The sequence below is a fragment of the Streptomyces sp. ATLC9 genome, assembly GCF_057196705.1.
The window spans coordinates 1-4,136 of record NZ_JBXUOY010000375.1; the positions used below are offsets into that span (position 1 = coordinate 1).

General features: G+C 74.0%; 5 protein-coding genes. 4 read left to right on the forward strand and 1 reads right to left on the reverse strand.

Going from position 1 to position 4,136, the window contains the following annotated elements; translation table 11 throughout:
• Positions 1-93 precede the first annotated feature (93 nt).
• A complete protein-coding gene (locus AC2CJA_RS24880) occupies positions 94-1,449 on the forward strand; it encodes a vanadium-dependent haloperoxidase (RefSeq protein ID WP_484604923.1) in 1,356 nt (451 codons plus the stop codon).
• Positions 1,450-1,529: 80 nt separating this feature from the next.
• Here AC2CJA_RS24880 and AC2CJA_RS24885 read toward each other — a convergent pair whose 3' ends face one another.
• Entirely contained in the window at positions 1,530-2,135 is a 606-nt protein-coding gene (locus AC2CJA_RS24885; RefSeq protein ID WP_484604924.1) for a CGNR zinc finger domain-containing protein, read from the reverse strand.
• A 111-nt stretch (positions 2,136-2,246) separates the two neighbouring features.
• On the opposite strand from AC2CJA_RS24885, the gene AC2CJA_RS24890 reads away from it, so the two are divergent.
• From AC2CJA_RS24890 to AC2CJA_RS24900, 3 genes are read left to right on the forward strand one after another with little or no spacing between them, the layout of a single operon-like run.
• Entirely contained in the window at positions 2,247-2,840 is a 594-nt protein-coding gene (locus AC2CJA_RS24890; protein WP_484604925.1) for an HPP family protein, read from the forward strand.
• A gap of 49 nt (positions 2,841-2,889) precedes the next feature.
• On the forward strand, positions 2,890-3,540 hold the full coding sequence (locus tag AC2CJA_RS24895) for a pyridoxamine 5'-phosphate oxidase family protein (RefSeq protein WP_484604926.1): 651 nt from the start codon (positions 2,890-2,892) through the stop codon (positions 3,538-3,540).
• Between the two features lie 5 nt (positions 3,541-3,545).
• On the forward strand, positions 3,546-4,064 hold the full coding sequence (locus AC2CJA_RS24900) for a beta-class carbonic anhydrase (RefSeq protein ID WP_484604927.1): 519 nt from the start codon (positions 3,546-3,548) through the stop codon (positions 4,062-4,064).
• The last annotated feature ends 72 nt before the right edge of the window (positions 4,065-4,136 follow it).

Below are 4,136 nucleotides of genomic sequence, written 5' to 3' on the forward strand. Positions count from 1 at the left end.
GCGGGCCGCGGGCGGGGGGGGGCCGGAGGGGCCCCCCCCCCCGGCCCCGCCCCGCCGGAGCGGGCCTTTCCCAGTCACGAGAGGACCATCCGTATGTCCGGAATCGCTCCGACGCGCCGCGGCGTCCTGGCCAAGGCCGTCGCCACCGCCCTCGCGGTCGGCGCCCTGGTCTCCGTCTCGCCCGCCACGGCGGTCGCCGAGACCCCCGCGCAGCCGACCGACCGCGTCATCTACTGGAACCGGGTTCTCCTGGACGCCTTCCGCGAGGTCGGCGGCCACCCCGGCCCGCTCACCCGGGGCGGTGCCATGCTCAACACCGCCATGTACGACGCCGCCAACTCCATATCCGGGCAGGGCAAGCCCTACCTGACCGACGTGACCCAGGCCCGCGGCAGACACGGCTCCCTCAACAGCGCCCTCGACCACGCCGCCTACCACGCGCTCAGTGGCGCCTACCCGCAGCTCGACTTCGACGACGAGCTCGCCACCGCCCTCGCCCTGCCCGACAACGGCAGCTGGTACGACAAGGCGTTCGGCAAGCTGCTGGGCTCCCGGGTCGGCACGAACATCGTCACCGAGCGCTCCGACGACGGCGCGGACGACACCACGCCGTACAACATGATCAACGAGCCCGGGTACTGGCGCCCGACCACCCCGGGCGCGGGCCCCGCCGGCGCCAACTGGGGCAAGGTCAGGCCCTGGGTGCTCCAGAGCGGTTCGCAGTTCCGCCCGCAGGAGCCGCTGGGCTTCGACGACCGCGGGGAACTGCTGGCCAGTGAGGGCTACGCGGCACAGGTCGACGAGGTGCGAAGGCTGGGCGGCGCCGACTCCACCGAGCGCACCGCCGACCAGACCGAGATCGCCCGCTTCTGGGCCAACGACGCCGACGGCACCTACAAGCCGGTGGGCCAGCAGTACGAGCACGCCATCATCGTCCAGCAGACCCTGCGGCCCAACGACACCTCGTACCAGACCTCCCGGCTGTTCGCCCTGCTGTCGATGAGCCTGGCGGACGCGGCGATCTCGGTGTGGGAGTCGAAGTACCACACGGGCCTGTGGCGTCCGGAGACGGCGATCAAGCTCGCCGACACCGACGGCAACGACCTGACCGTCGCCGACCCGGACTGGAAGCCGTTGTCGGCCACCGCGGCCGGCACGCACTTCTCGCCGTCCTTCCCGACCTACTCCTCGGGCCACTCGGGCATCGCGGCGGCCTGGGCGGGCATCCTCCAGGACTACTTCGGCACCGACCAGGTCTCCTTCACCGGCACCACCGACGACCCGAACGCCGTCGGCGTCACCCGCGGCTTCACCAGCCTGAGCCAGGCCGCGCAGGAGAAGGCCGACAGCCGCCTGTACGCCGGTGTCCACTTCCGCATGGACAACGACGCCGCGCTGGCGCAGGGCTACCAGGTGGCCGACTACGTCTACGCCAACGCCCTGAAGTGAACCGCGACTTCCTGAAGTGATCCGCCCGGCCGCGGCGCCCCGGAACCCCTCCGGCGCCGCGGCCGGAGCCCGTCCGGGGGTCAGACCCGCCGCTGCCTGTGGTGGCGCGCCACCCGCACCCGGTTGCCCCCCCCCCGGCCGCACCACTCCCGGCGCCGGTGGGTCCTGACGAAGTACAGGATGCAGCCCGGGGCCGCGCAGGCGCGCACGTCGTGCCGTCCCGGACCCGCCAGCAGCTCCACGCCGGACACGGCCACCGCGCCGAGCAGGACCATCAGGGAGTCGGGCTCGGCCCAGCGCACCACCGGTCCGTCCGCCGTCCCGTCCCCGATCTCGGGCCAGCTCACGGCGAGCCTCGCGGCCCGGTTCACCACGGCGACCGGCCGCTCGCCGTAGGGCTCCCCCGCGACGCAGGCGCGGCTCAGTTCCCTCAGTGCCTCGCGCAGCCGCCGGAACTCCTCCAGGTGGAGGGCGGTCGCCGGGCCCGCCGCCGGCCGGGCCCGCTCCGGGGGGAGCGCCCGCGCGTGCTCCCGCAGCCAGAGGTCCAGATCGGCCGGGACGGCCAGCGCGTCCACCAGGCTGCCGCGCAGCCCGCCCTGGATGAACGTGGTGTTCACCAGGTCCAGCGCCAGGGGCTCGCCGCTCAGAGGGGGCCGGGGCCTCTCGCCGCTCTCCGTCTTCGCCACCCCTCTCGCCGATCCGGGTTGTCGCCTCACTGGCGATAATGCCATACTCCCGAGCTAATGGATTACATGCGAATCCATCCATTACCAATTGAAGATCATTCGGAGGTCCCCGTGACAGCAGAACCGTCCGTCGGCACCGCCCCCGCTCCGGCCACGACCGCCGCCACCGCTCCGGCCACGACCGCCGCCACCGCTCCGGCCACGACCGCCGCCACCGGGCGGCTGACCAGCCGGGCGCCGGCCCGTCCGCCCGCGCTCACCGTCGCCGTGGCCACCGCCGGCTCGGTCGCCGGACTCGTCCTGCTGGTGGCCATCGGAGCCTGGCTGGACCAGGTCTGGCTGATCCCCCCGCTCGCGGCCAGCTCCGCCCTGGTCTTCGGAGCCCCCGCCCTGCCCCTGGCCCAGCCGCGCAGCGTCGTCGGCGGGCAACTGCTCTCCGCGCTCACCGGGTTCGCCGTCCTGGCGGTGGCCGGAAGCTCCGCGTGGGGGGCCGGGGTCGCGGGCGGTCTCGCGCTCGGCGTGATGATGCTGGCCCGAACACCCCACTCGCCCGCCGCCGCCACCGCCGTGATCGTCGTGGCCCAGTCGCCCGACCCGCTGGTCTTCCTGCTGCTGCTGGCCGCCGCGTCCTCGCTCCTGGTCGCCGTCGGCGTCGCCACCGGCAGGCTGCGCGCCGCCACCCGCTACCCCACCTACTGGTGGTGAGGGGCGGCGCCCGCCGCTCCTCACCACCCGCCCCGCTCCGAGGACCGCGATGACCAGCCGCTACGCCCAGGTCGCCTTCACCCCGAACGTCCGCCGCCACCAGGAGGCGCACCGCAGCCGCAGGGCCTACGCCCGCATGGAGCAGGGCCCGGAGGAGGCGGACCCGCTCGGCCCCGGCGAGATCGCCTTCATCGCCGAGCGCGACAGCTTCTACCTGGCCAGCATCGGCGAGACCGGCTGGCCCTACGTCCAGCACCGGGGCGGCCCGCCAGGGTTCCTCCACGCCCTCGACCCCGGCACCCTCGCCTTCGTCGACTTCCGGGGCAACCGCCAGTACATCACCGTCGGCAACCTCGACCACGACGACCGGGTCTCCCTGCTGCTCATGGACTACCCGGCGCAGACCCGGCTGAAGATCTACGGCCGGGCCCGCGCCGTGGACCCGCCGGAGGCGGGCGACCTCATCGCCCGGCTGTACCCGGCGGGCGTCCGCAGCCCGGCCGAGCGCCTGATCACCGTCGAGGTGGAGGCGTACGACTGGAACTGTCCCCAGCACATCACCCCGCGCTACACCGCCGAGGAGGTCGAGCGAGCCATGGAACCGCTGTGGCGGCGAGTGGAGCGCCTCGAGAGTGAGAACGCCGCGCTGCGCGGCGGCGCCCCGGCGAGCGCCCCGCCACCCCATCCCGCGAAACGGTGACCACCTTGACCACACAGCAGAGCGCGACCGATGCCTACCTCGCCCACAACTCCGCCCGCGCGGCGTCCCCCGGCGAGCCGCCGCCCATGCCCCCCGCCCGCCGCACGGCCGTCGTCACCTGCATGGACGCGCGCCTGGACGTGTACGCGCTCCTCGGCCTGTCCCCGGGGGACTCGCACGTCTTCCGCAACGCCGGCGGCATCGTCACCCAGGACGTCATCCGCTCCCTGGCCGTCAGCCAGCGACTCCTGGGCACCCGGGAGATCCTCCTGGTCCACCACACCGACTGCGGCATGGCCACCTTCACCGACGAGGAGTTCCTCGGCGCGGTGGAGCGGGACACCGGCGCCAGGCCCGACTGGCGGCCCGGCAGCTTCACCGATGCCGCGGACAGCATCCGGGCCTCCATGGCACGGGTGCACGCCAGCCCCTTCGTGCCCCACAAGGACTCCGTGCGCGGCTTCGTGCTCGATCTGAGGACGGAGCTCCTGGAAGAGGTGCACGCCAAGACCCCGGTGGGCTGATCCCCGCATCCCGCCGGCCCTGGGGCCGCCGCCCGCCGGTATCCGCCGGGCGGCGGCCTCCCACCCCTGCCC